The organism is Nocardioides sp. P5_C9_2 (genome assembly GCF_054049555.1).
On record NZ_JBFUMD010000690.1, the window covers coordinates 1 to 1,445 of the forward strand.

General features: G+C 68.9%; 2 protein-coding genes. One reads left to right on the top strand and one right to left on the bottom strand.

The genetic code is table 11. From position 1 onward, the window contains the following. The coding region (locus tag ACXJKL_RS21030; RefSeq protein ID WP_457208938.1) for a MarR family winged helix-turn-helix transcriptional regulator at window positions 1-263 on the top strand (263 nt) is incomplete at its 5' end. A 107-nt stretch (window positions 264-370) separates the two neighbouring features. On the opposite strand, the gene ACXJKL_RS21035 is transcribed toward ACXJKL_RS21030, so the two are convergent. Continuing rightward, a partial coding sequence (locus tag ACXJKL_RS21035) for an ATP-binding cassette domain-containing protein (RefSeq protein WP_457208939.1) occupies window positions 371-1,445 on the bottom strand: 1,075 nt, incomplete at its 5' end.

Below are 1,445 nucleotides of genomic sequence, written 5' to 3' on the forward strand. Positions count from 1 at the left end.
ACCGCATGCAGCGGGCCGGGTACGTCGTCCGCGGCAGCACCCCCGAGGACGGTCGCGGCATCGTCGCGACGATGACCGACAAGGGCTACGAGCTCCTGGTCGAGGCGGCTCCGCGCCACGTCGAGGGCGTCCGCGCCCACCTCGTCGACCGCGTGGACGGCGCCGACTTCGCGGCCGTCGGGCGGGCGATGGACGCTGTCACCGACCACCTCATCAGCGGGCACCCGGAGATGGACCTGCGCGACGGGGCCACCGGCCCCTGACCCGCTCGGGCGGCCCGGAGCCACCCGCACCAGACGTCACGACGACGGCCCGGCACGCATCGCGCGAGCCGGGCCGTCGTAGGTGGTCGTGCTGGTGCGTGCGCGCCTCAGTCGCGCGTCAGCCGGCGGTGCGTCACCCGGTGCGGGCGGGCGGCCTCGACACCGAGACGCTCGATCTTGTTCTCCTCGTACGACGCGAAGTTGCCCTCGAACCAGAACCACGCGGCGGGGTCCTCCTCGTTGCCCTCCCACGCCAGGATGTGGGTCGCGACGCGGTCCAGGAACCACCGGTCGTGCGAGGTGACCACGGCACAGCCCGGGTAGTCGAGGAGGGCATCCTCGAGCGCGGACAGCGTCTCGACGTCCAGGTCGTTGGTGGGCTCGTCGAGCAGCAGCACGTTGCCACCCTGCTTGAGCGTCAGCGCCAGGTTGAGACGGTTGCGCTCACCACCGGACAGGACGCCGGCCTTCTTCTGCTGGTCGGGGCCCTTGAAGCCGAACGAGGCGACGTACGCCCGCGAGTTCATCTCGAAGTTGGCGACCTTGATGAAGTCGAGACCGTCGGAGACGACCTCCCAGACGTTCTTCGTGGGGTCGATGCCGCCGCGGCTCTGGTCGACGTAGGAGAGCTTGACCGTCTGCCCGACCACGAGCTCGCCGGTGTCGGGCTTCTCGTCGCCGGTGATCATCCGGAACAGCGTGGTCTTGCCGACACCGTTGGGACCCACGATGCCGACGATGCCGGCACGGGGCAGCGTGAAGGAGATGTCGTTCCACAGGGTGCGGCCCTCGAAGCCCTTCACCAGGTGACGGCCCTCGAGCACCACGTCACCGAGCCGCGGGCCCGGCGGGATGTTGATGTCCGCGGTGTCGATCTTGCGGGCCTTGTCGGCCTCGTTGGCCATCTCCTCGTAGCGGGCCAGCCGCGACTTGGACTTGGTCTGGCGGGCCTTGGCGTTGGAGCGAACCCACTCGAGCTCCTTCTCGAGCATCTTCGCGCGCTTGACGTCCTTCTGGCCCTCGATCTTGAGACGTTCCTTCTTGGTCTCCAGGTACGTCGAGTAGTTGCCCTCGTAGGGGTGCGTCTTGCCCCGGTCGAGCTCGAGGATCCACTCCGCGACGTTGTCGAGGAAGTAGCGGTCGTGGGTGATGGCCAGGACGGCGCCGGGGTAGTCCTTGAGG